General features: G+C 68.2%; 25 protein-coding genes. 11 read left to right on the forward strand and 14 right to left on the reverse strand.

Translation table 11 applies throughout. The annotated features are described in order from the left end of the window. Positions 1-97: 97 nt before the first annotated feature. Positions 98-1111, reverse strand: a complete 1014-nt coding sequence (locus tag AB4Z46_RS18395) for a Bug family tripartite tricarboxylate transporter substrate binding protein (protein ID WP_442284966.1) — start codon at positions 1109-1111, stop codon at positions 98-100. Positions 1112-1155: 44 nt separating this feature from the next. Beyond that, on the reverse strand, positions 1156-2373 hold the full coding sequence (locus AB4Z46_RS18400; RefSeq protein WP_442284967.1) for a M20 aminoacylase family protein: 1218 nt from the start codon (positions 2371-2373) through the stop codon (positions 1156-1158). A 174-nt stretch (positions 2374-2547) separates the two neighbouring features. Between AB4Z46_RS18400 and AB4Z46_RS18405 the strand changes: the two genes are divergently transcribed. Continuing rightward, positions 2548-3504: a LysR family transcriptional regulator gene (locus tag AB4Z46_RS18405; protein ID WP_442284968.1), complete on the forward strand. Its 957-nt coding sequence runs from the start codon at positions 2548-2550 to the stop codon at positions 3502-3504. A 9-nt stretch (positions 3505-3513) separates the two neighbouring features. Here the strand turns inward: AB4Z46_RS18405 and ruvC are convergent, their stop codons facing one another. The 8 genes from ruvC to AB4Z46_RS18445 are packed head-to-tail and all read right to left on the reverse strand — an operon-like array spanning position 3514 to position 11096. After that, a complete protein-coding gene (gene ruvC, locus AB4Z46_RS18410; RefSeq protein WP_442284969.1) occupies positions 3514-4062 on the reverse strand; it encodes a crossover junction endodeoxyribonuclease RuvC in 549 nt (182 codons plus the stop codon). Between the two features lie 4 nt (positions 4063-4066). Next, entirely contained in the window at positions 4067-5131 is a 1065-nt protein-coding gene (locus AB4Z46_RS18415) for a phosphatidate cytidylyltransferase (RefSeq protein WP_442284970.1), read from the reverse strand. A 13-nt stretch (positions 5132-5144) separates the two neighbouring features. After that, complete coding sequence (locus tag AB4Z46_RS18420) at positions 5145-5924, reverse strand: lysophospholipid acyltransferase family protein (RefSeq protein WP_442284971.1); 780 nt, start codon at positions 5922-5924, stop codon at positions 5145-5147. 31 nt (positions 5925-5955) lie between these two features. Then, positions 5956-6705 (reverse strand): monofunctional biosynthetic peptidoglycan transglycosylase, encoded by a 750-nt coding sequence (mtgA, locus tag AB4Z46_RS18425; protein WP_442284972.1) that lies wholly within the window; start codon positions 6703-6705, stop codon positions 5956-5958. Next, complete coding sequence (gene aroE / locus AB4Z46_RS18430) at positions 6702-7547, reverse strand: shikimate dehydrogenase (protein WP_442284973.1); 846 nt, start codon at positions 7545-7547, stop codon at positions 6702-6704. The genes mtgA and aroE overlap by 4 nt, the downstream gene beginning before the upstream one ends. A gap of 10 nt (positions 7548-7557) precedes the next feature. Beyond that, complete coding sequence (locus AB4Z46_RS18435) at positions 7558-8415, reverse strand: energy transducer TonB (protein ID WP_442284974.1); 858 nt, start codon at positions 8413-8415, stop codon at positions 7558-7560. After that, the gene (locus AB4Z46_RS18440; protein ID WP_442284975.1) at positions 8412-10469 is read right to left on the reverse strand and encodes a ribonuclease catalytic domain-containing protein; all 2058 of its coding nucleotides are present in this window, start codon (positions 10467-10469) and stop codon (positions 8412-8414) included. Before AB4Z46_RS18440 ends, AB4Z46_RS18435 begins: the two co-directional genes overlap by 4 nt. 36 nt (positions 10470-10505) lie before the next feature. Then, a complete protein-coding gene (locus AB4Z46_RS18445) occupies positions 10506-11096 on the reverse strand; it encodes a YqiA/YcfP family alpha/beta fold hydrolase (RefSeq protein ID WP_442284976.1) in 591 nt (196 codons plus the stop codon). A gap of 80 nt (positions 11097-11176) precedes the next feature. On the opposite strand from AB4Z46_RS18445, the gene rodA reads away from it, so the two are divergent. The 3 genes from rodA (at position 11177) to AB4Z46_RS18460 (ending at position 15298) form a co-directional block, all read left to right on the forward strand. Beyond that, entirely contained in the window at positions 11177-12331 is a 1155-nt protein-coding gene (gene rodA, locus AB4Z46_RS18450) for a rod shape-determining protein RodA (protein ID WP_442284977.1), read from the forward strand. Between the two features lie 186 nt (positions 12332-12517). Then, the gene (gene tldD, locus AB4Z46_RS18455) at positions 12518-13978 is read left to right on the forward strand and encodes a metalloprotease TldD (RefSeq protein WP_442284978.1); all 1461 of its coding nucleotides are present in this window, start codon (positions 12518-12520) and stop codon (positions 13976-13978) included. A gap of 201 nt (positions 13979-14179) precedes the next feature. Continuing rightward, positions 14180-15298 (forward strand): 3-deoxy-7-phosphoheptulonate synthase, encoded by a 1119-nt coding sequence (locus AB4Z46_RS18460; protein WP_442284979.1) that lies wholly within the window; start codon positions 14180-14182, stop codon positions 15296-15298. 46 nt (positions 15299-15344) lie between these two features. Here AB4Z46_RS18460 and AB4Z46_RS18465 read toward each other — a convergent pair whose 3' ends face one another. Together AB4Z46_RS18465 and mpl are read right to left on the reverse strand one after the other, a co-directional pair. After that, on the reverse strand, positions 15345-15848 hold the full coding sequence (locus AB4Z46_RS18465) for a cupin domain-containing protein (protein ID WP_442284980.1): 504 nt from the start codon (positions 15846-15848) through the stop codon (positions 15345-15347). A gap of 4 nt (positions 15849-15852) precedes the next feature. After that, positions 15853-17274, reverse strand: a complete 1422-nt coding sequence (gene mpl, locus AB4Z46_RS18470) for a UDP-N-acetylmuramate:L-alanyl-gamma-D-glutamyl-meso-diaminopimelate ligase (RefSeq protein ID WP_442284981.1) — start codon at positions 17272-17274, stop codon at positions 15853-15855. Positions 17275-17341: 67 nt separating this feature from the next. Here mpl and AB4Z46_RS18475 point away from each other — a divergent pair, with 67 nt between their 5' ends. The 7 genes from AB4Z46_RS18475 (at position 17342) to AB4Z46_RS18505 (ending at position 23806) form a co-directional block, all read left to right on the forward strand. Then, positions 17342-17941, forward strand: coding sequence for a hypothetical protein (locus tag AB4Z46_RS18475; RefSeq protein WP_442284982.1), 600 nt, complete (start codon positions 17342-17344; stop codon positions 17939-17941). Next, the gene (locus AB4Z46_RS18480; RefSeq protein WP_442284983.1) at positions 17938-18474 is read left to right on the forward strand and encodes a TlpA family protein disulfide reductase; all 537 of its coding nucleotides are present in this window, start codon (positions 17938-17940) and stop codon (positions 18472-18474) included. Before AB4Z46_RS18475 ends, AB4Z46_RS18480 begins: the two co-directional genes overlap by 4 nt. Positions 18475-18589: 115 nt before the next feature. Continuing rightward, positions 18590-19051: an acetyl-CoA carboxylase biotin carboxyl carrier protein gene (accB, locus tag AB4Z46_RS18485; protein ID WP_442284984.1), complete on the forward strand. Its 462-nt coding sequence runs from the start codon at positions 18590-18592 to the stop codon at positions 19049-19051. 2 nt (positions 19052-19053) lie between these two features. Then, positions 19054-20403 (forward strand): acetyl-CoA carboxylase biotin carboxylase subunit, encoded by a 1350-nt coding sequence (gene accC, locus AB4Z46_RS18490; RefSeq protein ID WP_442284985.1) that lies wholly within the window; start codon positions 19054-19056, stop codon positions 20401-20403. 174 nt (positions 20404-20577) lie between these two features. After that, complete coding sequence (prmA, locus tag AB4Z46_RS18495; protein ID WP_442284986.1) at positions 20578-21468, forward strand: 50S ribosomal protein L11 methyltransferase; 891 nt, start codon at positions 20578-20580, stop codon at positions 21466-21468. Positions 21469-21604: 136 nt separating this feature from the next. Next, a complete protein-coding gene (locus AB4Z46_RS18500) occupies positions 21605-22852 on the forward strand; it encodes a zinc-ribbon and DUF3426 domain-containing protein (RefSeq protein WP_442284987.1) in 1248 nt (415 codons plus the stop codon). 45 nt (positions 22853-22897) lie between these two features. Then, complete coding sequence (locus tag AB4Z46_RS18505) at positions 22898-23806, forward strand: carbohydrate kinase family protein (protein ID WP_442284988.1); 909 nt, start codon at positions 22898-22900, stop codon at positions 23804-23806. An 82-nt stretch (positions 23807-23888) separates the two neighbouring features. Here AB4Z46_RS18505 and AB4Z46_RS18510 read toward each other — a convergent pair whose 3' ends face one another. Together AB4Z46_RS18510 and AB4Z46_RS18515 are read right to left on the reverse strand one after the other, a co-directional pair. Continuing rightward, positions 23889-24395: a histone H1-like DNA-binding protein gene (locus AB4Z46_RS18510; protein ID WP_442284989.1), complete on the reverse strand. Its 507-nt coding sequence runs from the start codon at positions 24393-24395 to the stop codon at positions 23889-23891. Positions 24396-24594: 199 nt separating this feature from the next. Continuing rightward, positions 24595-25833: a ribonucleotide-diphosphate reductase subunit beta gene (locus AB4Z46_RS18515; protein ID WP_442284990.1), complete on the reverse strand. Its 1239-nt coding sequence runs from the start codon at positions 25831-25833 to the stop codon at positions 24595-24597. Positions 25834-25976: the final 143 nt, after the last annotated feature.

A 25976-nucleotide genomic window follows, 5' to 3' on the forward strand; every position in this document is an offset into this window, starting at 1 on the left:
CTCCTCCTCGCATGTGCCGACGCACATGCCGCGTCGCGCGCCTTGATTGGCCCGTCCTGGCATGCCTTCGCGACCCCGGAAATAGGGTGAACAGGCCCTAGTCGCGCATGTGGGCGAATTCCACCAGCTTGGCGTATTTCGCCATGTCGGTGGCGATCAGCTGTCCGAGGTCCGCGGGGCTGGTCGGGTGGGGCGACACCATGCCGGCCTGGTCCAGCCGCTGGCGCACCGCGGGGTCCTGCAGCACCGCCTGCAGGTTCTGCTTCAGCAGCTGGGTCACTTCGGGCGGCAGGTTGCGAGGACCGGCAAGCCCGAACCATCCGACCATCTCGTAGCCCTTGAGCAAGGGATGCTCGCCCATCGCGGGCACCTGGGGCAGCAGCGGACTGCGCTGTGCGCTGGTGATCGCGATCGGGAACAGGCGCCCGCTCTGGATGAAGGGCAGGGCCGCCGTCGGCGAGAGCATCGCGAAATCGAGCGTGCCGCCGGCCAGGTCGCCGGTCAGCGCCGCCGTGCCGCGATAGGGGATGTGGACCATCGACAGGCCGGCCCGCTGCTTCACGAGTTCACCCGCGAAATGGAGGGTCGATCCGACGCCCGAGCTGCCGTAGCTGAACTTGCCCGGGCTGCGCTTGACCGTGTCGACGAATTCGGCGAGCGATTTCACACCGCTCCTGGGGCCGGCCACCAGCAGGACCGGCGCGGTGGCGATCAGGCCGATCGGCGTGAGGTCCTTCTGCGGGTCGTACTTCTGGGCGGGATTGACCAGTCCGGTGGCGGCCATCTCGTTGCTCGAACCCGCCAGCAGCGTGTAGCCGTCGGCCGGACTGCCGACCACCCGCTGCGCCGCGATGGCGCCGGCCGCACCGCCCTGGTTGTCGATCATGAGGGTGGCCGAAAGCCTGGGCCCGAGCGCGTCGGCGACGATGCGCGCCGCCTGGTCCACCGAGCCGCCCGGCGGGTAGCCGACGACGATCTTGATCGGCCGGCTCGGATAGGCGCCCTGCGCCGCAGCCCCCAGCGGGGCCAGCGCCCATGCGGCGGCCGCGACGAGGCCGAGGACGCCGCGGCGCGACGGCAGGAAGAAGGGGTGGCGCGTGGAGGAGGTCATGGTGGGGGGTCGATCGAGAGGAATCGGATTCGCCGAGACGCCGCTCAGGCGAGCGTTGCGAGGAAGCGCTGCGCCAGCTTGACCCAGTAGGTCGAAGCGATCGGCAGGCAGGCGTCGTTGAAGTCGTAGCCGGGGTTGTGGACCATGCAGCCACCGCTGCCGTGCGTCTCGCCGACGCCGTTGCCCACGATCAGGTAGCTGCCCGGGCATTGCTCGAGCATGAAGGAGAAGTCCTCGCTGCCGGTGAGCGGCTGGAGGCCCGGGATCAGGCCTTCCTCGCCCAGCCAGTCGACCGCGACCTGGCGCGCGAACTCGGTGCTGGCCACGTCGTTGACCAGCGCCGGATAGCGCCAGTGGTAGTCGACCTCGGCCTGGACGCCCAGTGTCGCGGCCTGGGCCTGCACCAGTTGCGTGATGCGTTCGCGCAGCATGGCCCGGATCTCGGGGCGATAGGCCCGCACCGTGAGGCGCATCAGCACGCTGCCGGGAATGACGTTGGGCGCATCGCCGCCATGGATGGCACCGACCGAGATGACGGCCATCTCGCGCGGATCGACATTGCGCGACACGATGGTCTGCAGCGCCAGCACGATGTGCGCCGCCGCCACCACCGGGTCGGCCGCCAGGTGCGGCGCGGAGCCGTGGCCGCCGCGGCCCTTGACCGTGATCGTGACGGAGTCGGACGAGGCCATGAACGGTCCGCCCATGAAGCCGAAGCTGCCGACCGGGTAGCCGGGCATGTTGTGCAGCGCGAAGATCGCGTCGCAGGGGAAGCGTTCGAAGAGGCCGTCCTCGATCATCTTGCGGCCGCCGCCCAGGCCTTCCTCGGCGGGCTGGAAGATCAGGTGCAGGGTGCCGTCGAAGCCGCGCTCCTTCGCCAGGTGCTGCGCCGCGGCCAGCAGGATCGCGGTATGGCCGTCATGGCCGCAGGCGTGCATCTTTCCCTGGGCCTTGCTGGCATAGGGCAGGCCGGTCTCCTCGTGGATCGGCAGGGCGTCCATGTCGGCCCGAAGGCCCAGCACGCGGCTTCCCTTGCCGACGCGCAAGCTGCCGACGACGCCCGTGCCGCCCAGGCCGCGGTCGACCGCATAGCCCCATTCGGCCAGGCGGGCGGCCACCAGGTCGCTGGTGGCGAACTCCTCGAAGGCCAGCTCCGGGTGCGCGTGCAGATGGTGGCGCAGCGCCACCATGTCCTTCTCGATGGCACGGATGCCTGGCAGCACGGGGTCGGAGGTCCGGGGAGGTTCGATGACCGGGTTCATGGGCGAGAGATCTTTCTGGAGTGCGGGGTGGGCGAAGTCTAGGAAGGCTTGCCGCCCGCTGGCAGACAGGCAACGCCTGGCATCGAAGGGCAATGCCTGTCTTGTCAGCCGGCCCTCGATGCGGCTGGCGCGTGACGGCCGAGCCCCCGACGACCGAAGCCGATAATCGCCGCGATGAAACTGCACCAGATGCGCTATCTCGTCGCGGTGGCCGCCCAGGGCAGCATCCGGGCGGCGGCGAGGACACTGGGCGTGACCCAGGCGGCGGTCACCCAGGGCATGCGCGAGCTGGAGTCCGAGTGCCAGCTGGCCATGTTCACCCGCCACAGCGGCGGCATCGGCCTCACCGATGCCGGCCGCGACCTGCTGCACCACGCCCAGCGCATCCTCGAGCAGATGCATCGGGCCGAGCAGGACCTGGCGCGCCACCGCGATGCCGGCGCGCCGCAGCGGCTCTCGATCGGCGTCACGCCCTGGGTCGCGCAGACCCTGCTGGCGCGGGTGCTGGCCTCGTACCGCATCGAGATGCCGCACGTGCGGCTCGAGCTCTTCGATGGCTTTTCTGCGCTCGCCTACCCCAAGCTGCGAGAAGGCAGCCTGGACCTGATGATCGGCCGCATCGCCGCGGCCGATGAATTGCACGGCCTGCAGGCCAGCCCGCTGTTCACCTACGAAGCCACGGTGATGGCGCGCGCGGGGCATCCTCGCGCCGGTGCCAGCTCGATCCACCAGCTGCTGGACGACGACTGGGTGCTCAATTTCGCGCCCGACGGCGAGAAGCAGCTGATGGAGCAGCTCTTCGTCCAGCACGGCGCCGCGGTGCCGCGACAGCGCATCCACCTGGCACAGTCGGCGGCCCTCATGCTGACCCTGGTGCAGCAGACCGACATGCTCACTTTCTGTCCGTGGCCGCTTGTGGAGACCGCTTCGCTGCGCGGCACGATGGTGGCGCTGCAGCTGCGCGAGCAGTTCGCGCCGCGCACGGTGGGCATCATTCGCCGCAGCAACGAAACGCTGTCGCAGCCGGCCGAGCGCTTTCTGGTGCATTTCATCGAGCAGATGCGCGCCGGCGCGGTGTCGACCGATCCCGAACTGCGGCGCGTCTTCTACTCGGTCGAGATGCTGGCCTGAAGCGCCGGCCTATCGCGTCCGGCCGTCCCGGTACCGCCCGCTGGTGCTGCGTCCCAGCACCGTGGCCTGCCCCAGCCGCGCCAGCGAGGCGCCCACGTGCGCATGCGTGATCGCGATGCCCAGCGCGTCCGCCGCGTCGCTGCCGGGCAGGCCGGGCAGCTTCAGCAGCCGCTTCACCATCTCCTGCACCTGCGCCTTGGCAGCCCGGCCGTGGCCCGCCACCGCCTGCTTCATCTGCAGCGCCGTGTACTCCGAGACCGTGAGGTCGCGGGTCACCAGCGCTGTCAGGCAGGCGCCGCGGGCCTGGCCCAGCAGCAGCGTGGATTGCGGATTGACGTTGACGAAGATGATTTCCACCGCCGCCGCATCGGGCTGGTAGCGCGCCGCCAGCTCGCCGATGCCGTCGAACAGCACCTTGAGCCGCGCCGGCAGTTCGCCGGTGCCGAGATGGCGGGTGCTGATGGTGCCGCTCGCGACGTAGTGCAGCGCATGGCCGTCGACGTCGATCACGCCGAAGCCGGTGGTCTGGAGTCCGGGGTCGATGCCGAGGATGCGCATGCCGTCAGGCGCCGAAGTACCAGCGCACCGCATGGAAGAACACGGGCGCCGCGAAGCACAGCGCATCCACCCGGTCCAGCAGTCCGTGGGCGCCGGTCACGCCGACGCCGCGCCGGCCCCAGTTGGGGATGCCGCGGTCGCGCTTGAGCGCCTTCATCACGAGATGGCCCATCGAGCCGGCCACGCAGGCGATCAGCGACACCGCGAGCGCCTGGCCGAACTTGAAGGGCGTGATGAAGGAGAACAGCGCCCCGACCACGCTCGCGATCGCCATGCCGAGGGCCCAGCTGGTCCAGTTGAAGCTGCGGCTCACGTGCGGCGCGAAGGGCTCCTGCATGAAGAGGCGGTGCCGGATCGCGCCCAGCCAGCCCGGCGGCTGGGGCGGTGGCGGCGCGCCTTCCGGCGGCATCGCCTTGCGCCGCGAGACCAGGTGCTGCACCAGCATGCAGGTCTGGACCACGAACACCAGGAAGAACACCAGGAAGGCGCTCTTGCCCTCGTAGCCCGGGAACGACAGCAGCAGCAGCGCCGGTACGTGGCTCATGCCGTAGACGCAGACCATGATGCCCCACTGCAGCTTGGCGTTGCGCTCGAGGAAGTGGCTCGGGTCGTCGGCCAGCGCGCTCACCACCGGAATCGCGAGGAAGACGTAGACCGGGATGAACACCGTGAAGAGGTCGAAGTGCGCGGTCGCCACCAGCCAGAACTGGATCGGCAGCACCACGAAGAAGGCCAGGATCAGGCTTCGGTGGTCGCCGCGCCGGGTCGGCGACAGGGTGATGAACTCGCGCAGCGCCAGGAAGGCGATCAGCGCGAACAGCAGCGTCGCCACGGTCTCGCCCAGGGCCCAGCCGATCCAGAACACCACCGCCATGAACCAGGTGGTGCGCAGCAGCGTGCGGAAATGCTGCAGCTCGCGCTGCCAGATCTCGTCGTGGACCGGATTGCGACGCTCCCTGAAGCTCAGCATGAAGGCCACGGTGCTGACGACGACGAGCAGTCCGAAGACGATCACGAACAGCGCCGCGACCTGATGGGTCGGGGAAAGATTGCGCAGGTACTGGTTCATGCGTGGGCCGGCCCTAGACGTCCCGCAGCGCGACCACCGCTGCGCGCGCCCGGTCGAGGAAGGGGCGGCGCTCCTCGCCCTCTTCGAGGCGGATCGGCGCGCCGAAGGTGACCGAGCACAGGATCGGCACCGGCACCACCTCGCCCTTGGGCATCACGCGCTGCACGTTGTCGATCCAGGCCGGCACCAGCACCGCCTCCGGGAACATCTGGGCCAGCGTGAAGAGCCCCGACTTGAATTTTTGCGGTTCGCCCGTGTGGCCGCGCGTGCCTTCGGGGAAGATGATGATCGAGTCGCCGCTCTGCAGCGCCTCGATCAGCGGCTGCAGCGGTGCGAGCGCCTCCGCGCTGCCCGGAGGGGCGGGGGGTGGCTCGGGTTCGGGTGCCGGCTCGGGCAGCGGCTCCGACAACGGCATCTCGAGCTGGGCGGCAGGCGCCGGCGCATCGTCGAACGACGGCTCGATCCGCTCGGCGGGCGCTGCCGCGGGCGGCGCCGGTGGCACCGTCGCCGCGCCGCCGCCGCGCTCCACATAGATCGCGTTGAACACCTCGGTCGTGATCCAGCGCTTGAACGGCGTGTTGGCCCAGTAGTCGCGCGCGGCGATCGGCCGCGTGATGCTGCGCAGTTCCTCGGGCAGGGCGGCCCAGATCATCACGAGGTCGAGATGACTCTGGTGGTTGGCGAAGTAGATGCGCTGCTCGGCCTTGGGTGGACAGCCCCACCAGCGCGCCTGGGCGCCGGTGAGCAGCCGGATCAAGGCCAGCAATCCCCACCCCGTGAACTTTGCAAGCATGTTGCCGATGATACGGGCCGGGTGCCGCGGCTCAGGGCAGTTCTGCGGAGGGCATGCGCGCCGCGATCGTGCCCGCTCGGCTCGCCAGATACGACGAGCCTTGCCGGCGCTCGAAGAACTTCGGGCTCGGCAGCATCACGGCCAGCCGGGCCGCCTCGTTGTTGGAGAGCTTCGACGCCGGCTTTCTGAAGTAGTGCTGCGCCGCAGCCTCGGCACCGAAGATGCCTTCGCCCCATTCGACGTTGTTGAGGTAGATCTCCAGGATCCGCTCTTTCGACAGCAGCACTTCGAGCGCGGTGGCCAGCACCAGCTCCTGGCCCTTGCGCAGCATCGTGCGCTCGCCCGAGAGCAGCAGGTTCTTGGCCAGCTGCTGCGTGATGGTCGAGCCGCCGCGCAACGGGGCCGGGCGCGGCTCCTTGCCGCGCGCGCGCATCTGCGCGGCGCGCCTGGCGGCGATCTCCTCGGCCTTGGCGTTGCGCTGGCGGGCGCGCTCGATCGCCTCCCACTCCACGCCCTGGTGGTAGACGAACTCGCTGTCCTCGCTGGCGATCACGGCGCGCTTGAGCGCGTCCGAGATCTGGCTGTAGGGCACCCACTGCTGGCGCCACTCGCGTTCGCCGTTGCTGCGTCCCCGGGTCGCGAGTTGCCAGGCTTCGGAGCGTTGGAATGCCGTCGACTGCGGATCGATCACCGCCATCGCGGCGATCCGCAGGATGAAGAAGAGCTGCAGCGCGAAGGCCGCGATCAGCACGCAGCCGAACCAGCGCAGAACGGCCCTCACCGGGCCTCGACGAGGGCGCGCAACTCGGTCAGCACCGGTGCGGTCGGCGGCCGCACGCCGCGCCAGATCTCGAAGGCCTCGGCCGCTTGCTCGACCAGCATGCCGAGGCCGTCGCGCGGCACGGCGCCGTGGGCGCGCGCCCAGTCCATGAAGCCCGCCGCGGCCGGCCCATACATCATGTCGATCGCCAGTGCGCCCGGCTTCAGCACGCTGGCCGCCACCGGGACCTCGCCGCCGGCCAGGCTCGAGGCCGTGGCATTCACCAGCACGTCGAAGCGGCCCGGCACGCTGTCGAGCGCCTGTGCTTCGAGCGTGACGTGGTGCTGCATCGCCAACGCCGCGTGGCGCTGCACCAGCGCGATCGCCTTGGCCAGCGTCCGATTGGCCACCACGACCCGGCGCGGACCGGCTTCCAGCAGCGGGCCGAGCACGCCGGCCGCGCCGCCGCCCGCGCCCAGCAGCAGCAGTTCGCTGCCCGCGAGCGCAACGCCCGCGTGGATCCGGATGTCGTTGACCAGGCCGATGCCATCGCTGTTGTCGCCGTGCACGCCGTCGTCGCGAAAACTCAGCACGTTGACCGCCTTCGCCAGCGCGGCGCGTGGCGTCAGGTGCTGCGACAGCGCGGCGGCCTCGAACTTGAACGGCACCGTGACGTTGCAGCCGCGCGCCGTGCCCGCGGCATCGGCGCGGAACGCCGCCACCGCGCCGGCGAAATCGTCGAGCGGCGCCAGCCGGCGGCCGTAGTCCAGGGTCTGGCCGGTGAGTTCGGCGAAGCGCGCATGAATCCACGGCGAGCGGCTGTGCTCGACCGGATGCCCCATCACGCAGTACAGGTCGGTCATGTCGGGTGGCTCATTGTCTGGACGAGAGCTGGGTTTCCAGCGTCTCGTCGCGGGTGAACTTGAAGCGCGAGGGCAGCACGATCTGGTCGGTCTGCCGGCGCATCGCGTCGGTGAACTTGCCGAAGCCGCCGATGCTGCGCACGATCGCCTGCGCGCGCCGGTCCAGCGTGCGGTCGCCCGAGCTCTCGACGATGTCGGTCGAGAGGATCTTGCCGTCGTGATTGACGGTCACCATCATGGTCAGTTCGCCGTACAGCTTCCGGCCGGCGGCCTCGGGGAAGTTCTCGGTGCCGCGCACCTCGATCTTGCGGCGCAGCGCGTCCACGTAGGCCGCATAGGCGGCCTCGCGCGTGGCCGGGCTGATGTAGCGCTTCTTGGGCCGTGCGTTCTCTTCGTTCACGCGGCGTTCGATCTCGGCCAGCAGTTCGACCAGCTGGCGGCGCTTTTCCTCGCGCGCGGCCGTCTCGCTGGGGTTGCCCTGGGCGCGCGGGTCGGGCACCGGCATGCTGGCCAGCTGCTGCTTGATCTGGGCCAGCAGCAGCATCTGCTGCTGCTGCATCGCTTCGACCTGGCGCTGGGCGTCCTCCATCGAGTCGCCGATCGCGGTGAAGGTGGAGGGCGGCAGCGGGCTGGTGGCGCGCCCGCGGTCGAGGTCGCCGCCGCCGGCCAGCGAGGCCTGGGCGATGGCCTTGGCCTTGTCAGGGCGCTCCTGGGTCCTGGCATTGACCAGGATCACTTCGAGCGGCGTCTCCTTGAAGACGCGGTTGAAGGACTCCGGGTCGACGAAGCGGACCGCCAGCAAGACCGCGTGCGCGACGATCGACACGCCGAGCGCGATCTGCAGCGTGCTGAGGTCGCGCAGGTTCATGCGGGCGCGTTCTCCGGTGCGGCCTCGCTGTCGGCCAGGTCGACAGCGATGGCGATCGGGCCGGCGACTTCCTCGTCCTCGCCGCTCTCGTCCTCGGCCTGCGTATCGGCGGGCGCGGCGTCGAGGCGCTCGATGACGGTGCCGTGGACGTCGAGCGCGATCTCGTCGACCTCGCCGAGCCGCACGCGCACCCGCGCGCCGCGCTGCAGTCCCTGCGTGCCGGTCACCATGAACACCAGCGGCAGCGTGTCGGCCCGCGCCAGCGCGCCGTTCGGCACGTCCTTGATCAGCGTGGCCTCGAGTTCGGTGATGCCCTGCTGCTGCAGGTACTTGAGCGTCCAGAAGCGCTCCATGCCGCCCTGGTGCGCGTTGTAGGTGCTGTAGGCGGCGTCGAAGCCCGACAGGATCGAGAACAGGTCGGCGTCCTTGGGCTTGAACGGCGCCGCCAGCGCGGCGGTCTTGCCGTGGCGCGCCGCCGCGATGATCTGCCACTGATTCACGAGGTCGGTGTAGCGGCGCAGCGGCGAGGTGCTCCAGGCGTAGCTCTTCACGCCGAGGCCGGCGTGCGGCAGCGCCCGGGTGCCCATGCGCACCTTGATGCCGGGCGCCAGGCTGGCCTGGCTGCGGTACAGGCCGGGCACGCCGAGCTCGCCGAGCCAGCCGCCCCAGCTGCTGTTGGCCAGGATCATGGCCTCGGAGACGATCAGGTCCAGCGGCGCGCCGCGCTGGCGGGTGCCGATCTGCACCTGCTCGTTGCCGGTCGGTTCGCCGTCGTTGCCGACCAGGCGGAAGGTGTAGTCGGGCCGGCTGAAATTCTCGGGCTTGCCGCGCACCACCTCGCGCTGCGCCTTCAGCTGCTTCGCCAGCCGGAACAGGAAGGACAGCGGCGCGCGCAGCGGCGCCAGCGTCGCGGACGCCTCCGCGGCGCCGACCGATGCGTCTTCCAGCCAGGGCTGGGTGATCACCGTGTCGAGCTGGTCATGGCGCAGGTTGGCAACGATCGGCACTTGTTCGAGCCGGGTCTCGGTGCTCTTCAGCGCCAGCGTCTGCTCGTCGAAGGTCGCGTAGAGCGAAACCGCCGGGCAGTCGCGCCCTTCCTGCAGCGTGTAGGCCTCGACCACGTGGTCGGGCAGCATCGTGATCTTGTGGCCCGGCATGTAGACCGTCGACATGCGCGCGCGCGCCACCTGGTCGATCGGGCCGCCGGGCACCAGGGCCAGACCCGGCGCCGCGATGTGGATGCCGACCACGACCGTGCCGCTGCCGAGCCCCTGCACCGACAGCGCATCGTCGATCTCGGTGGTGTGGGAGTCGTCGATCGAGAAGGCCTGCACGTCGGCCAGCGGCAGTTCGTCGGCGATGACCGGCGGCTGCAGCGACGGGAAGCCGGTGCCCTTGGGGAAGTTCTCGAACAGGAAGCGGCGCCAGTGGAACTGGTAGGCCGAGTCGATGGCGCCAGCCTGCTTCAGCAGCTCGAGCGGCGGACGCTGGGTGGCGCGGGCGGCGTCGACCACGGCCTTGTATTCCGGCGCGTTCTTGTCGGGGCGGAACAGGATCTTGAACAGCTGCTCGCGCACCGGGGCCGGGCAGACGCCGGCGGCCAGTTGGCCGGCCCATTCCGCGATCTGGGCCTGCACGAGCTTCTTCTTCTCGATCGCGGCCAGCGCCTGCTGGACGATCTCGGCCGGCGCCTTCTTGAAACGGCCCTTGCCGGCGCGGCGGAAATAGTGCGGTGCCTCGAACAGGGCCAGCAGCGCCGCGGCCTGCTGCACCAGCGTGGGATGGGCCTGGAAGTACTCGGTGGCCAGTTCGTCGAACGCGAACTCGCCCTCGGGCGCGAATTCCCAGGCCAGGTCGAGATCGACCGTGGCCGCGAGCGTGCGGCCTTCGGCGATCAGGTCGGCCGGCGAAGGTTTCTCGAAGCGCAGCACGATGTTGGCGCCCTTGACCTTGACCCGCTTGCCGGTCTCGAGCTCCACCTGTGCCGAGGCTTCGGCCTCCGACAGGACGCGGCCGCCCAGGTATTTGCCGGCTTCTTCGAACAATACAAACATGGGGCGGATTCTCCCATGCGCGGCTCCCGCAGGCCGTCAGGCCGGATCGATGAAAGCAAGGACCTCGTCCAGGTGCTGCGTCTCGAAATCCGACAGGGCGTGGTCGCCGCCTTCCAGGATCTTGAGCCGGCTGCCCGGATAGCGGTCCGACATGTCGCGCCAGTCGAGCACCTCGTCGCCCTTGGCGATGACCGCGAACACCTGCTCGGGCCGGTCCAGCGGCCCGACCTCGAGCGCGCGCAGTTCGGCGATGTATTCGGGCCGGAAGTGGAAGTGCGCCGCCGGATCGTGCCAGAGGGTCTGATCGCCGATGTGGCGCACCAGGTCGCGCGCCGGGTCTACCGCCGGGTTGAGCAGCACCGCCCGGCAATAGGTGGTGGCTGTTACATAAGTGGCATAGAAACCGCCGAGCGAGGAACCGACGACCGCCATCGAGCTGCGCGGCCAGCCGGCGATGCCGCGCATCACGAGCGCGATCGCTTCGCGCGGCGAAGGCGGCAGCTGCGGGCACCACCAGTGCAGGTTCGGGTGCTGGCTGGCCACGCGACTGGCCATCTGGCTGGCCTTGGTGGACCGGGGCGAGGAGCGGAAGCCGTGCAGATAGAGCAGGTGGGTGGTGGGCGGCATGCCGCGATTATCGGGAACTGCGGCCGAAAATGGCCCCTGGAGCCCATCGGCCAGGCTTCGGGCACCGATAATTGCGGCCCATGTCGGCCGTCTTCAATCAACCTTCGCTCGCGCGGCGCCTGTTGCCCGTGTTCCAGGGCTTCGACGGCTTCCTCGCCTTTGCTGTGCTGCTGCTGGCCTGTGCCGGCATGCTGACCATGTATTCGTCCGGCTACGACCACGGCACCCGCTTCGTCGACCACGGGCGCAACATGCTGCTGGCCGGCTTCATCATGTTCGTGGTGGCGCAGGTGCCGCCGCAGCGCCTGATGACGCTGGCGGTGCCGGTCTACACCCTCGGCGTGGCGCTGCTGGTCGCGGTGGCGCTGTTCGGCATCACCAAGAAGGGCGCCCAGCGCTGGATCAACGTCGGTGTCGTGATCCAGCCCAGCGAGATCCTCAAGATCGCGATGCCGCTGATGCTGTCCTGGTGGTTCCAGCGTCGCGAGGGGCAACTGCGGCCGCTCGACTTCGTCGTCGCGACGGTGCTGCTGGCGGTGCCGGTCGGCCTGATCATGAAGCAGCCCGACCTCGGCACCTCGCTGCTGGTGCTGGCCACGGGCCTGTCGGTGATCTTCTTCGCCGGACTGTCGTGGAAGCTGATCGTGCCGCCGGTCCTGATCGGCATTGTCGCGGTGGCGCTGATCGTCGGTTTCGAGTCGACGCTGTGCGCCAACGATTTCGACTGGAAGATCCTGCACGATTATCAGAAGCAGCGCGTCTGCACGCTGCTGGACCCGACCAAGGACCCGCTCGGCAAGGGCTTCCACATCATCCAGGGAATGATCGCGATCGGCTCGGGCGGCATCGGCGGCAAGGGCTTCATGCAGGGCACGCAGACGCACCTGGAGTTCATTCCCGAGCGCACCACCGACTTCATCTTCGCGGCCTATTCCGAGGAATTCGGGCTGGCCGGCAACCTGGCGCTGATCGCGGCCTTCATTTTCCTGATCTTTCGCGGACTGGCGATCGCGCTCGACGCGCCGACGCTGTTCTCGCGCCTGCTGGCCGGAGCGGTCACGATGATCTTCTTTACCTACGCCTTCGTGAACATGGGCATGGTGAGCGGCATCCTGCCGGTGGTGGGGGTGCCGCTGCCTTTCATCAGCTATGGCGGCACGGCCATGGTCACGCTGGGGCTCGGGCTGGGCATCCTGATGTCCATCTCCCGCGCCAAGCGAATGATCCAGAGCTGACCCCCAAGACGCGCTGCGCGCAGCCGTCGAACAAGCAGCGCCAGTACTCACCGGCCGGCGCAGCCAGGCCCGTTGGTGAAACACCGCGGATCTGGCTCTGCCAGGCCGCTGGTGTTGCCCCCTGCAGGGGGTGGGCGCCCGGACACGCAGTGCCGGGCAACCTGGGGGGGAGCCTAGAATGTTTCGATGATCTCCCGCGAACCCACCATCGAGCGCCTCGCCACGGCGCAACAGCTCCTGCTCACGCCCTTCGGCCTCGACGAATCGCACCTCTCGCGTGCGCTCGCGGAGATCAAGGCGTACCGGGTGGACGACGCCGACCTCTACTTCCAGTACACCCGCAGCGAGGGCTGGAGCCTCGAAGAGGGCATCGTCAAGACCGGCAGCTTCAGCATCGACCAGGGCGTCGGCGTGCGCGCGGTCAGCGGCGAGAAAACCGCCTTCGCCTATTCGGACGACATTTCGGAAGCTTCGCTGCTCGATGCCGCGCGCACGGTGCGCAGCATCTCGGCTGCCGGCAAGACCGCGCGAGTCAAGGCGCCGACGCGCAAGATCGCGGCCAGCCGCTCGCTCTACAACGGCGTCGACCCGATCTCGACGCTCGACAGCACCGCCAAGGTCAAGCTGCTCGAGAAGGTCGAACAACTTGCGCGCTCGCGCGACCCGCGCGTGGCCCAGGTCATGGCCGGCCTGGCGAGCGAATACGACGTGGTGCTGGTGGCGCGCGCCGACGGCACCCTGGCCGCCGACGTGCGGCCGCTGGTGCGGCTGTCGGTGACGGTGATCGCCGAGCAGAACGGCCGCCGCGAAGTCGGTTCCGGCGGCGGCGGCGGCCGCTTCGGCCTGGCGTACTTCGATGACGAGCACATCGCCGAATATGTGGACCAGGCCGTCAAGTCGGCGCTGACCAATCTCGATTCCCGGCCCGCGCCGGCCGGCGAGATGACCGTGGTGCTCGGCCCGGGCTGGCCGGGCATCCTGCTGCACGAAGCCATCGGCCACGGGCTCGAGGGCGATTTCAACCGCAAGGGGTCGAGCGCCTTCTCGGGGCGCATCGGCCAGCGCGTCGCGGCCAAGGGCGTGACCGTGCTCGACGACGGCACCATCGCCGACCGCCGCGGCTCGCTCAACGTCGACGACGAGGGCAACGCGACCCAGCGCAACGTGCTGATCGAGGACGGCATCCTCAAGGGCTACCTCCAGGACTCGCTCAACGCCCGGCTGATGAAGGCCAAGCCCACCGGCAACGGCCGCCGCGAGAGCTACGCCCATGCGCCGATGCCGCGCATGACCAACACCTACATGCTGGGCGGCGACCGCGTCCCCGAGGAAATCGTCGCCAGTATCAAGAAGGGCCTCTACGCCACCAACTTCGGCGGCGGCCAGGTCGACATCACGAGCGGCAAGTTCGTGTTCTCGGCCAGCGAAGCCTACTGGGTCGAGAACGGCAAGATCCAGTACCCGGTCAAGGGCGCGACCATCGTCGGCAACGGCCCCGATGCGCTCACGCGCGTCACCATGATCGGCAACGACATGGCGCTCGATTCGGGCGTCGGCACCTGCGGCAAGGAGGGCCAGAGCGTGCCGGTCGGCGTCGGCCAGCCGACCCTGCGGATCGACGGTTTGACCGTCGGCGGCACGGCCTAAGCATTTCCTATGCTAAAGTTGCCGCCCATGTCCGCCTCCCGCGCTTATTACTTTGCCTTCTTTTGGTTCCCGGTTCCCGGCGGACGAGAGGCGCGCGCGTAAAGCAAGCAGACAAGCAGAACCTCCCAGAACCGCCGGTGCCACAAGCCCGGCGGTTTTTTTATTGCCCCTCGAAATCCAGACCTCTCCAAGGAAGCACACATGAGCACGAAAGCCGCCCCGCCCAGCGAAACCTGGTATGCGAACGTCGAAAAAACCAGCAGGACCGACGACGAACGCATCAAGGACATCACTGTGTTGCCTCCCCCCGAACATCTGATCCGCTTCTTCCCGATCGCCGGAACGCCGGTCGAATCGCTGATCACCGGCACCCGCCACGCGATCCACAACATCATGGCCGGCAAGGACGACCGGCTGCTGGTGATCATGGGCCCGTGCTCGATCCACGACCCGGCCGCCGCGCTCGATTACGCGCGCCGCCTGAAGGCCGAGCGCGAGAAGTACGCCGGCACGCTGGAGATCGTGATGCGGGTCTATTTCGAGAAGCCGCGGACCACGGTCGGCTGGAAGGGGCTCATCAACGATCCGTACCTCGACGAAAGCTTCCGCATCGACGAGGGCCTGCGCATCGCGCGCCAACTGCTGATCGACATCAACCGCATGGGCCTGCCGGCCGGCAGCGAGTTCCTCGACGTGATCTCGCCGCAGTACATCGGCGACCTGATCTCCTGGGGCGCGATCGGCGCCCGCACCACCGAGAGCCAGGTGCACCGCGAACTGGCCTCGGGCCTGTCGGCACCGATCGGCTTCAAGAACGGCACCGACGGCAACATCCGCATCGCCACCGACGCGATCCAGGCGGCGGCGCGCGGTCACCACTTCCTCTCGGTGCACAAGAACGGCCAGGTCGCGATCGTGCAGACCAAGGGCAACAAGGACTGCCACGTGATCCTGCGCGGCGGCAAGGCGCCCAACTACGACGCAGCCAGCGTCGCGGCGGCCTGCAAGGACCTCGAGGCCGCCAAGCTGCCGCCCAGGCTGATGGTCGACTGCAGCCACGCCAACAGCAGCAAGCAGCACCAGAAGCAGATCGACGTCGCGCGTGACATCGGCGACCAGATCGCCGGCGGCAGCCACAGCGTGTTCGGCCTGATGGTCGAGAGCCACCTCAAGGCCGGGGCGCAGAAGTTCACCCCGGGCAAGGAGGCCATCTCGGCGCTGGAATATGGCCAGAGCATCACCGACGCCTGCCTGGGCTGGGAGGATTCGACCCAGGTGCTGGAGCTGCTGTCGCAGGCGGTCAAGAAGCGCCGGGGATGAAGCTTGGCCGCCCTGGAGCGGCCCGGCGCCGGTCTGGATCAGGGGATCAGATCAGCGCCGCCAGATCGGGCCAGTGGTGGCGCAGCAGCGCCGCTTCGTCGCTCTCGGGCCGCATGAAGGCGAAATCGTCGAAGTCGAAGCCCGGCCCGACGGTACAGCTCACCAGCGTGTAGTCGTCGTCGCCCGCCGCTGCCACGATCGGCCGTGCCGCCTGCCACTGGCCGGCCGGCACGGTGTGCTGGGGCCGCGTGCCGTGGACGTCGACCGGTCCGAGCCGCAGATGAGCGGGGGGCGTGCGCAGCGCCGCATCGCTGGTCCACAGCGCCAGGGGTGCGCCTTCGAGGTGGATCCAGACCTCGTCGGACTGCACCCGGTGCCAGCGCGAGTGCTGCTGTGCTTCGAGCAGGTAGTAGATGGTGGTGAGCGCATGGCGCGCCGCCCGTCCGTCGGCCGGCATCACCTGCGAGGCCGAGCGGAACATCTCGCGGAACCAGCCGCCCTCGGGATGGGGCTGCAGCTGGAGGGTCTCGATGAGCTGGCGGGCGCGCATGGCCTCATTCTCGCGCGCGGAGCGCCGAAATGAGCTTTTCGTGCACGCCACCGAAGCCGCCATTGCTCATGCAGACGATGTGATCGCCGGCGCGGGCCGCCGCCGCCACCTGCGCGACCAGCGGTTCGATGGCATCCGCCACCCGCGCCCGGTCGCCCATCGGCGCCAGCGCCGCCGCGGCGTCCCAGTCGAGGCCGCCGCTGTGGCAGAACGACAGGTCGGCCGCCTCCAGGCTCCATGGCAGCTGGGCCGCCATGGTTCCGAGCTTCATGGTGTTGCTGCGCGGCTCGAAGACCGCAAGGATGCGATCCGGCTTGCGGCCGGCAGCGTCGAGCTTCTGACGCAGGCCGTCGAGCGTGGTGCGGATCGCGGTCGGGTGATGCGCGAAATCGTCGTAGACGGTGATCGTTCCGGGAGCGCGCTCCACGCTGCCGCGCAGCTCCATGCGCCGGCGTACGTTGCGGAAGCTCCCCAGCGCATCGGCCGCGGCCGCGGGCGCAACGCCCACATGCTCGGCCGCGACGATCGCGGCCAGGCCGTTCATCTGGTTGTGCAGGCCCGAGAGCGCCCATTCGACCCGGCCGACGCGCTCGCCCCGGCGCAGCACGTCGAAGGCATCGTGCGGGCCCGAAGCCTGCCATTCGCCGCCGGCGCCGAAGCGCGCGAGCTCGCTCCAGCAGCCCTGGGCCAGCACGCGCTGCAGGCTCTCCTCGGTGGCGTTGACCACCACCCGGCCCTGGCCCGGCACTGTGCGCACCAGGTGATGGAACTGCCTTTCGATCGCGGCCAGGTCGTCGAAGATGTCGGCGTGATCGAATTCCAGGTTGTTCAGGATCGCGGTGCGCGGGCGGTAATGCACGAACTTGCTGCGCTTGTCGAAAAAGGCGGTGTCGTACTCGTCCGCTTCGATCACGAATGGGGACCCCACGCTCCCCACTGCTGCATCGGTCGAACCGAGCCGGGCCGAGACGCCGAAATCGAGCGGCACGCCGCCCACCAGGAAGCCGGGCGCCCGGCCGGCGCGCTCGAGGATCCAGGCCAGCATCGAAGTGGTGGTGGTCTTGCCGTGGGTGCCGGCGACGGCCAGCACGTGCCGGCCTTGCAGCACGTGCTCGGCCAGCCATTGCGGCCCGCTGGTGTAGGCCGCACCGGCGTCGAGGATGGCTTCCATGAGCGGGAACTTCGGCCCGCCGTCGGCCTGCCGGGCCCGGGACACCACGTTGCCGACCACGAAGATGTCCGGCTTCAGGGCCAGCTGGTCGGCGCCGAAGCCCTCGATCAGGTCGATGCCGAGCGCCCGGAGCTGGTCGCTCATCGGCGGATAGACGCCGGCGTCGCAGCCGGTCACCCGGTGGCCGGCTTCGCGCGCAAGTGCCGCCACACCCCCCATGAAGGTGCCGCAGATGCCGAGAATGTGAATGTGCATCGGTCGATTCTAGGGATGCGCAGGGGGCATCCGCCTGCGCGCGGCACAGTGCGGGCAAAATGTCCCGATGGACACGTCGAAGCAGGAAATCGCCGCCGTTGCGGCCCGCCTCGTGGTCGAGGAGGGGCTGGAGTACGGACCCGCCAAGCGCCGCGCGTTGCGCGATCTCGGTTTGCCCGTGCGCACCGCGTTGCCGAACAACGACGAGGTCGAGGCCGAGGTCCGCGACTACATCAAGCTGTTCTGCGCCGACACCCAGCCGCAGGAGCTCCATGCGCTGCGCCTGCTGGCGCTCGAATGGATGGAGCGCATGGCGCCGTTCCGGCCGCATGTGGGCGGCGCCGTCTGGCATGGCACGGCCACCCGGTTGTCCGACATCTACATCCAGCTGTTCTGCGACGATTCCAAATCGGCGGAGATCGCGTTGATCGATCACCACGTGGACTACGAGCCGCGCATGGTCACCGGCTTCCATGGCGAGCAGGTCGAGGCGCTGAGCGTGCACGCGGCCAGTCGGGCGCTGGGCGAGGAGATCGGGGTCCACCTGCTGGTCTACGACCTGGACGACCTGCGCGGGGCGCTCAAGCCCGACACCCAGGGGCGCGTGCCGCGCGGCAACCTCGCGGCGCTGCGGCGATTGATGGAAAAAGAAAGGGAAGGTGGATGAGTTCGAACCCGACACGCCGTGGCTGGCTCTACGGCGGTGTGGCTGCGGTTGCGGCCGCCGCCGGGATCGGCGGCGCCTGGTGGCGGCAGCGTCAAGATGAAAAAGGCGACGGGAAGCGGCTCGACGAGGCGTTCTGGTCGCAGCGTTTCGAGCGGCCCGAAGGGGGGGAACTGCTCTTCCAGAGCCTTCGCGGCAAGCCCCTGGTGCTGAATTTCTGGGCCACCTGGTGCCCGCCCTGCGTTGAGGAAATGCCCATGATCGACGCTTTCTTCCGCGAAATGCGTGGCAACGGCTGGCAAGTGGTCGGCTTGGCCATCGATCAACCCAGCGCGGTGCGCAAGTTCCTGGTCAAGACGCCGGTCAGCTATCCGATCGGGCTCGCGGGTCTGCAAGGCACGGAGCTGGTCAAGCAACTGGGCAACACCGCGGGTGGCCTGCCCTACACGCTGGTGGTGGATTCGGGCGGCGCAGTCGTCGCGCGTAAAATGGGTCAGCTCGACGCCGGCGACCTGCAATCGTGGCGACGGGCCTAGTTCACAGCTAGAATCCAGCCCCTACAAATCCGGTGGTTGGCGTTGAAACGCCGAAATAACCGGATCTTCAGGCGAGTTAAATTCAAATGACCGGCAAACCCGGCGCTGGAGTCCCATGGATCTACGCAAGCTCAAGACACTGATCGACCTGGTGTCCGAATCCAATATTTCCGAGCTGGAAATCACCGAAACCGAGGGCAAGGTCCGCATCGTCAAGGGCGGCGTCGCGGCGCCGGTCCAGTATGTCCAAACGCTGGCTGCTCCCGCCGCCGGCCAGGCCGCCCCGGCGCCGGCCGCCGCTGCCGCCGCGCCCGCTGCCGCTCCGGCCGAAGCCGCGGTCACCGGCCATGCGATCAAGTCGCCCATGGTCGGCACCTTCTATCGCTCGTCCAGCCCCGGTGCCCCGGCTTTCGTCGAGATCGGCAGCCAGGTCAAGGAAGGCGACACCGTCTGCATCATCGAGGCGATGAAGATCCTGAACGAAATCGAGGCCGACAAGTCCGGCACCATCACGCAGATCCTCGGCGAGAACGGCCAGGCGGTCGAGTATGGCCAGCCCCTGTTCATCATCGAGTGACCATGTTCAAGAAGATACTGGTCGCGAACCGCGGTGAGATCGCGCTGCGCATTCAGCGCGCCTGCAGCGAACTCGGCATCAAGGCCGTGATGGTCTATTCCGAGGCCGACCGCGACGCCAAGTACGTCAAGCTGGCCGAGGAAGCGGTGTGCATCGGGCCGGCCCCTTCGTCGCAGAGCTACCTGAACATGCCCGCCATCATCTCGGCGGCGGAAGTGACCGACTCGGAAGCCATCCACCCGGGCTACGGCTTCCTGAGCGAGAACGCCAATTTCGCGGAACGCGTGGAGCAGAGCGGCTTCCAGTTCATCGGCCCGTCGCCCGAGTCGATCCGCATCATGGGCGACAAGGTGTCGGCCAAGCAGACCATGATCAAGGCCGGCGTGCCCTGCGTGCCGGGTTCCGAGGGCGAACTGTCCGACGACGCCAACACCAACAAGCGGATCGCGCGGGCGATCGGCTACCCGGTGATCATCAAGGCGGCGGGCGGCGGTGGCGGGCGCGGCATGCGCGTGGTCCACACCGAGGCGGCGCTGGTCAACGCGATCCAGATGACCAAGGCGGAAGCCGGCGCGGCCTTCAACAATCCGGCCGTCTACATGGAGAAGTTCCTCCAGAACCCGCGCCACATCGAGATCCAGATCCTCGCCGACAAGCACAAGAACGCGGTCTACCTGGGCGAGCGCGACTGTTCCATGCAGCGCCGCCATCAGAAGGTGATCGAGGAATCGCCGGCGCCCGGCATCCCGCGCAAGCTGATCGAGAAGATCGGCGAGCGCTGCGCGGCCGCCTGCAAGAAGATCGGCTACCGCGGTGCCGGCACCTTCGAGTTCCTCTACGAGAACGGCGAGTTCTACTTCATCGAGATGAACACCCGCGTGCAGGTGGAGCATCCTGTGACCGAGTTCACCACCGGCATCGACATCGTGAAGACGCAGATCATGGTGGCGGCCGGCGAGAAGCTGCCCTTCACCCAGCGCCAGATCGAGATGCGCGGCCACGCGATCGAGTGCCGGATCAACGCCGAGGATCCGTACAAGTTCACGCCCTCGCCGGGCCGCATCACGATGTGGCATCCGCCGGGTGGACCGGGCGTGCGGGTCGATTCGCATGTCTACACCAACTACTTCGTGCCGCCGAACTACGACTCGATGATCGGCAAGATCATCGTCTACGGCGACACGCGCGAGCAGGCGATGGCGCGCATGCGCACGGCGCTGAACGAGACGGTGGTCGAAGGCATCCAGACCAACATCGCGCTGCACCGCGAGCTGATGGTGGACGCCAAGTTCATGAGCGGCGGCACCAACATCCACTACCTCGAAGAGTGGCTCGCTGCGCATAAACGTTGATCTCCCCCAGGTTGGCTCACTGCGTGTAGCCGCCCACCCCCTCTCCGGGGGCAACACCGGCGGCCCGGCAAAGCCGGTTCCGCGGTGTTTCACGAGGGGGCTTCGCTTCGCTTGCCGGGTCGTTTCAGGCTCGTGGGTTGCCGGTGGCGCGGTGGAAAACTGAGAGGAACTGCTGTGTTCGAACTACGCCTCCTGGCACCTGAAGACCTGGTCGAGACCGTCAGCGACGCGCTCGATGCGCTCGACGCACTGAGCGTTTCGGTCGAGGATGCCGATGCGCAGACCGATGCCGAGCAAGCCCTGTTCGGCGAGCCCGGCATGCCGCCGCCCAAGGATGGCTGGCAGCGCTCGCGCGTGATCGCGCTGTTTGCCACCGAGGCGCTGGCGCGCGAGGCGGCGGCGCTGCTCGAGGCACAGGACTTTTTCGCCGAGTGCCGGCTGCTGGGCCTGGCCGACGTGCCCGAGCAGGACTGGGTGCGATTGACGCAGTCGCAGTTCGCGCCGGTCGAGATCACGCCCGAGTTCTGGATCGTGCCGACCTGGCACGAACCGCCCGCGCAAGCCCGCCAGGTGATCCGGCTCGACCCGGGGCTGGCGTTCGGCACCGGCACCCACCCGACCACCCGCATGTGCCTGCGCTGGATCGCCACGCGCGGCACGCTCGCGGGCCGGCGCGTACTCGACTACGGCTGCGGCTCCGGCATCCTGGCGATCGGCGCGGCGAAGTTCGGTGCGCTCGACATCGACGCGGTGGACATCGACGAGGCCGCGGTGGAATCGACCCGGCTCAATGCCGAGTCCAATGGCGTTGCCTTGAAGGCCGGTCTGCCGGAGGCTGCCGCGGGCCGCTACCAGATCGTGCTCGCGAACATCCTGGCGACGCCGCTCAAGGTGCTCGCACCACTGCTCTGCGGGCACGTTGCGCCGGGCGGCGAACTGGTGCTGGCCGGCATCCTGGAACGGCAGGCCGACGAACTGAAGGCGGCCTACGCGCCCTACGCGGCGCTCGAAGTCAGCGACAGCGAAGACGGCTGGATCCTGATGACGGCGAAAGCCCGGTCATAGGCCGGCGCAGTCCGGGCCTCTTCGGGAAACACCGCGGAATCGGCAACGCCTGGCCGCTGGTGTTGCCCCCGGCAGGGGGTGGGCGGGCTACACGCAGTGAGCCCCACCTGAGGTCGAGCCATACAATCCCGCCTCGATGAGCCTTGTCACCCGCTGCCCCGCGTGCGACACCACTTTCAAGGTGGTGCGGGATCAGCTTCGCATTTCCGATGGCTGGGTGCGCTGCGGGCGCTGCAGCCAGGTGTTCGATGCGACCGTCGATTTGCAGGAGGCGCCGGACGCTCGACCCGTGACGTCGGTCCCGGTCTCGACCCCGGAGCCGGCACCTGCGTCGGAGGCGCCTCCTTTGCGAGCCGAGCCTGAACCCGAATCCGAGCCCGAGCCCGAGCCCGAGCCCGAGCCAGCGGCCCCGCTCGAACCCGCCGATGACGACCATCCCGGCATGGCCGACGCGGATTTCTTCGACGACGAACAGGCGTCGCCGCTTGCCGAGCGTGCCGCTTTCGCCGGCGTCGTCGCCGACGTCTCGTGGCCCGACCCGGACTCCCTGGTGCTCGGCGACGAAGGCCGCATCGCCGTGCGCCCGCCGGCGCCGCCGCCGCTGTCCTTTCCGGACATCGACCTCACTCTGCCCCCGCGCCCCGCGGCGCCGGCCGACGATGCCGCGCCGCCGCGGCCCGACGACGGCGGCGATGCGCAGATGCAAAAGGCGTTGCGCCGCGCGCGCGTCAAGGCCGTCAGGATCGCCAAGGCGAAGGCCAGGGAGCAGGGGGACGCCGTGGCCGACGTTGCGCCGATGGTGCAGGCCGCGAGCGAGGCCGAGCCGACCGCGGCGCCGGCCGCCCCGCGCGCGTCCGCGCCGGTTTTCTTCGGCGTCGACGAAGCCTCGTCCTGGTGGCACCGTCCCGCGGTCCGGCGCTCGCTGTTCGCCACGGCCGTGTTGGCGGCGCTGCTGCTGGCCGCCCAGGTGCTGCACCATGAACGCGACCTGATCGCCGCTCGGCAGCCCGCCTTGCGCCCACTGCTCGAGACGCTGTGCCGCGTGAGCGGCTGCGAGCTTTCCGCGCTGCGGCGGATCAACGACATCAAGCTCGACGGCGCGTCGTTTGCGCGCGAGAAGAGCGGCGACGGTTTCCAGCTCAACTTCATCGTGCGCAATGCCGCCGCCGTGCCGCTCGCGATGCCTGCGGTCGAACTCTCCCTGCTCGACACCCAGGAGAGGGCCGTGGTGCGGCGCGTGCTCATGCCTTCCGAGTTCGGCGCGCCGGCGGTGTTGCCAGCACATGCCGAGCGCGCGGCCTCCCTGTCGATCGAGCTCGGCGGCGCCGAAGCCGCGTCGATGCCGCCGGTCGCCGGCTTTCGCATCGAGGCGCTCTATCCCTGAGCGACCTCGCCCTTCAGTTTCTTCAATCCAACCAGTGGCTCATCCATGGCAGCAGTGATTTGCGGTTCCCTCGCGTTCGACACCATCATGACTTTCGAAGGGCGGTTCGCGGACCAGATCCTTCCGGACCAGTTGCACATCCTCAACGTTTCCTTCCTGGTGCCCGGCTTGCGGCGCGACTTCGGCGGCTGCGCCGGCAACATCGCCTACAGCCTCAACGCGCTGGGCGGCACGGCGCTGCCGATGGCGACGGTCGGCAGCGACGGTGCCGACTACCTCGAGCGCCTGCGCACGCTGGGCATCAGCACCGAGTTCGTGCGGCAGGTCGAGGACACCTTCACGGCCCAGGCCATGATCATGAACGACCGGGACAACAACCAGATCACGGCCTTCCACCCGGGCGCGATGCAGCAGGCCCACATCACGCGCGTCGCCGCGCGCGAGGACATCCGGCTCGGCATCGTGGCGCCCGACGGCCGCGAGGCGATGCTGCAGCATGCCGAGCAGTTCAAGGCGGCCGACATCCCCTTCGTCTTCGATCCGGGCCAGGGCCTGCCGATGTTCGACGGCAAGGAGCTGGCTCATTTCGTCGATCTGGCGAGCTGGGTCGTGGTCAACGACTACGAAGGCAAGATGCTGTCGCAGCGCACCGGCTGGAGCCTGGCGGAGATCTCGAAGCGGGTGCGTGGCCTGGTCGTGACGCTGGCCGCCGAAGGCTGCGAGGTCTGGACCGGGGGCGAGCGCGAGCACGTGCCGGCGGTGAAGCCGGCGGCGGTGATCGAGCCCACCGGCTGCGGCGATGCCTGGCGCGGCGCGCTGCTGTTCGGCCTCGAGCAGGGCTGGTCGCTCGCACGCTGCGCGGCACTGGGCAATCACCTGGGCGCGCTCAAGATCGCACAACGCGGCCCGCAGAACTACCAGGTGGACCGCAAGGCGCTGGGGCTCTCCGCCTGAGCAAGGCCTTTCCGGCGCCACCCAAAGAAAAAGCCCGACACCTTGCGGTGCCGGGCTTGTGCCTTCAAGGCCGCTGAAAAACTCAGGGCTTGCTGGCCGTCGGGAACGGCCACGCAGCCTGCGGGTTCAGCGTCGTCTGCGCAGCAGGGGCAGGCGCTACGGCAGCCTTGGCAGGCGCCTTTGCGGCCTTCTTGGCAGCAGGCTTCTTGGCGGCAGGCTTGGCAGCGGGCTTCTTCGCGGCTTTCTTGGCAGCGGGCTTCTTAGCCGCAGCCTTTTTCGCCGGCGCCTTCTTGGCGGGGGCCTTCTTCGCAGCGGCCTTCTTTGCCGGCGCCTTCTTGGCTGCTGCCTTCTTGGCAGGAGCCTTCTTCGCCGGGGCCTTCTTCGCCACTACCTTCTTGGCGGGGGCCTTCTTTGCCGGTGCCTTCTTGGCGGCGACCTTCTTGGCCGCTACCTTCTTCGCCGGCGCCTTCTTGGCCGCGACCTTCTTCGCCGGCGCCTTCTTGGCTACGACCTTCTTGGCGGGAGCCTTCTTTGCCGGAGCCTTCTTTGCAGCGGCTTTCTTAGCCGGCGCTTTCTTTGCAGTTGCCATTTCTATTTCTCCTTGATCAAGTTGAAAAAATCAACCTTTTGAAGCACTCCACGCATGTTGGTCAGCGTGAAGCGATCCATGGCGTTGGAACGTTGTCCAGCACCATGAACACCTGCACCCTCAGCGATGCCGCACTCTGCGGTGCGGTGTGTCGATGAGAGCTATTTCTGGATGCACTTTGTTTTTTGTCGAAAAAGATTCAATCCCAGGAGAGCGCACCGCCCGACTGGTACTCGATCACGCGGGTTTCGAAGAAGTTGCGCTCCTTCTTGAGGTCGATCATTTCGCTCATCCAGGGGAACGGGTTTTCCTCGTTCGGGAAGAGCGTTTCGAGGCCGATCTGCTGCGCGCGCCGGTTGGCGATGTAGCGCAGGTAGCCCTTGAACATGGAGGCGTTCATGCCGAGCACGCCGCGCGGCATGGTGTCCTCGGCGTACTTGTATTCGAGCTCGACGGCCTTCATGAAGAGGGCCTTGATCTCGGCCTTGAACTCGGCCGTCCAGAGATTCGGGTTTTCGAGCTTCAGCTGGTTGATCAGGTCGATGCCGAAGTTGCAGTGCATCGACTCGTCGCGCAGGATGTACTGGTACTGCTCGGCGGCGCCGGTCATCTTGTTCTGCCGGCCCAGCGCCAGGATCTGCGTGAAGCCGACGTAGAAGAAGAGGCCTTCCATCAGGCAGGCGAAGACGATCAGCGACTTGAGCAGGGTCTGGTCGGTCTCGTGGGTGCCGGTCTTGAAGTTCGGGTCGCTGATGGCGTCGATGAACGGGATCAGGAACTGGTCCTTTTCGCGGATCGAGGCCACTTCGTTGTAGGCGTTGAAGATCTCGCTTTCGTCCAGGCCGAGCGACTCGACGATGTACTGGTACGCGTGCGTGTGGATCGCTTCCTCGAAGGCCTGGCGCAGCAGGAACTGGCGGCACTCGGGCGCCGTGATGTGGCGGTAGGTGCCCAGCACGATGTTGTTGGCGGCCAGCGAGTCGGCGGTGACGAAGAAGCCGAGGTTGCGCTTGACGATGCGGCGCTCGTCCTCGGTCAGTCCGTTCGGGTCTTTCCAGAGCGCGATGTCGCGCGTCATGTTCACTTCCTGCGGCATCCAGTGGTTGGCGCAGGTGGCGAGGTACTTTTCCCAGGCCCACTTGTACTTGAACGGCACCAGCTGGTTGACGTCGGTCTGGCCGTTGATGATGCGCTTGTCGGCGGCCCTGACGCGGTGCGCGGCGGGCGCGAGCGGCGTCGAGGCAGGTTGCGCCGCAACGGCGCGCATGGCGGCGCCGTCATCGAGCGTGCGCACGGCGGGAGAAGGCTGGGGGGCAATTTGCGAAGTCGGGAACTCCGACGAGCGGCCGACTTGCGCGCCGCTGTTCGATGGGTGCCGCAATCCTTGTTGCAGATCCTTTGGCAAGGAGGGCTTGACTTCTTCGTCCCAGGTCAACATAGAAAAATCCAATGCTCAAATTATGTGAGCAACGATGTGAGTTGCAAAGTGCTCCTCACATCGCGCTTCAATTATGTGGTCGTTATGTTGTTCGCATGCATCGCAATTTGTCAGTCGATGCCGCGAATCACCACAACTTCACG

The organism is Variovorax sp. M-6, from assembly GCF_052114385.1.
In the GTDB taxonomy this organism is placed as follows: Bacteria; Pseudomonadota; Gammaproteobacteria; order Burkholderiales; family Burkholderiaceae_C; genus Variovorax.

Bases quoted from the DNA above. Each gene is read 5' to 3' on its own strand.
- AB4Z46_RS18395 (WP_442284966.1), bottom strand. From the start codon at position 1,111: ATGACCTCCTCCACGCGCCACCCCTTCTTCCTGCCGTCGCGCCGCGGC.
- AB4Z46_RS18400 (WP_442284967.1), bottom strand. From the start codon at position 2,373: ATGAACCCGGTCATCGAACCTCCCCGGACCTCCGACCCCGTGCTGCCA.
- AB4Z46_RS18405 (WP_442284968.1), top strand. From the start codon at position 2,548: ATGAAACTGCACCAGATGCGCTATCTCGTCGCGGTGGCCGCCCAGGGC.
- ruvC (WP_442284969.1), bottom strand. From the start codon at position 4,062: ATGCGCATCCTCGGCATCGACCCCGGACTCCAGACCACCGGCTTCGGC.
- AB4Z46_RS18415 (WP_442284970.1), bottom strand. From the start codon at position 5,131: ATGAACCAGTACCTGCGCAATCTTTCCCCGACCCATCAGGTCGCGGCG.
- AB4Z46_RS18420 (WP_442284971.1), bottom strand. From the start codon at position 5,924: ATGCTTGCAAAGTTCACGGGGTGGGGATTGCTGGCCTTGATCCGGCTG.
- aroE (WP_442284973.1), bottom strand. From the start codon at position 7,547: ATGACCGACCTGTACTGCGTGATGGGGCATCCGGTCGAGCACAGCCGC.
- AB4Z46_RS18435 (WP_442284974.1), bottom strand. From the start codon at position 8,415: ATGAACCTGCGCGACCTCAGCACGCTGCAGATCGCGCTCGGCGTGTCG.
- AB4Z46_RS18440 (WP_442284975.1), bottom strand. From the start codon at position 10,469: ATGTTTGTATTGTTCGAAGAAGCCGGCAAATACCTGGGCGGCCGCGTC.
- AB4Z46_RS18445 (WP_442284976.1), bottom strand. From the start codon at position 11,096: ATGCCGCCCACCACCCACCTGCTCTATCTGCACGGCTTCCGCTCCTCG.
- rodA (WP_442284977.1), top strand. From the start codon at position 11,177: ATGTCGGCCGTCTTCAATCAACCTTCGCTCGCGCGGCGCCTGTTGCCC.
- tldD (WP_442284978.1), top strand. From the start codon at position 12,518: ATGATCTCCCGCGAACCCACCATCGAGCGCCTCGCCACGGCGCAACAG.
- AB4Z46_RS18460 (WP_442284979.1), top strand. From the start codon at position 14,180: ATGAGCACGAAAGCCGCCCCGCCCAGCGAAACCTGGTATGCGAACGTC.
- AB4Z46_RS18465 (WP_442284980.1), bottom strand. From the start codon at position 15,848: ATGCGCGCCCGCCAGCTCATCGAGACCCTCCAGCTGCAGCCCCATCCC.
- mpl (WP_442284981.1), bottom strand. From the start codon at position 17,274: ATGCACATTCACATTCTCGGCATCTGCGGCACCTTCATGGGGGGTGTG.
- AB4Z46_RS18475 (WP_442284982.1), top strand. From the start codon at position 17,342: ATGGACACGTCGAAGCAGGAAATCGCCGCCGTTGCGGCCCGCCTCGTG.
- AB4Z46_RS18480 (WP_442284983.1), top strand. From the start codon at position 17,938: ATGAGTTCGAACCCGACACGCCGTGGCTGGCTCTACGGCGGTGTGGCT.
- accB (WP_442284984.1), top strand. From the start codon at position 18,590: ATGGATCTACGCAAGCTCAAGACACTGATCGACCTGGTGTCCGAATCC.
- accC (WP_442284985.1), top strand. From the start codon at position 19,054: ATGTTCAAGAAGATACTGGTCGCGAACCGCGGTGAGATCGCGCTGCGC.
- AB4Z46_RS18500 (WP_442284987.1), top strand. From the start codon at position 21,605: ATGAGCCTTGTCACCCGCTGCCCCGCGTGCGACACCACTTTCAAGGTG.
- AB4Z46_RS18505 (WP_442284988.1), top strand. From the start codon at position 22,898: ATGGCAGCAGTGATTTGCGGTTCCCTCGCGTTCGACACCATCATGACT.
- AB4Z46_RS18510 (WP_442284989.1), bottom strand. From the start codon at position 24,395: ATGGCAACTGCAAAGAAAGCGCCGGCTAAGAAAGCCGCTGCAAAGAAG.
- AB4Z46_RS18515 (WP_442284990.1), bottom strand. From the start codon at position 25,833: ATGTTGACCTGGGACGAAGAAGTCAAGCCCTCCTTGCCAAAGGATCTG.